This is a genomic window from Curtobacterium sp. PsM8, from assembly GCF_030433875.1.
GTDB lineage: Bacteria > Actinomycetota > Actinomycetes > Actinomycetales > Microbacteriaceae > Curtobacterium.
In genome coordinates, this window is record NZ_JARUXD010000175.1 from 1 (window position 1) to 245 (window position 245).

Genomic DNA, 245 nt, shown 5'->3' on the forward strand with positions numbered 1-245 from the left:
TCCTGCAAGAGGTGAGTACGCTGCTTGAGAATGAGCGGGAGTATGTGAGGCGGATACCGGAGGACGTTGACGAGCTTGAGGTAAATGTCAGGATCATTAAACGCCCAATGTACGAGCTTGCTCATGGCCGCGTACTGCTGGTCGAAGCCATCGACCGCTTCCGCTCAGCAGCCACCAAGGTGTAAAAATGAATGCCGATACGCGCACGCATGAATTGTTGGATCGTCGCCATGTGGTTGTGGCTG

At 54.3% G+C, this 245-nt stretch carries 1 protein-coding gene; it reads left to right on the plus strand.

The genetic code is table 11. The annotated features are described in order from the left end of the window. Positions 1 to 185: hypothetical protein (locus QCD68_RS17265; RefSeq protein WP_301223900.1), on the plus strand; the 185-nt coding region annotated here is incomplete at its 5' end. Positions 186 to 245: the final 60 nt, after the last annotated feature.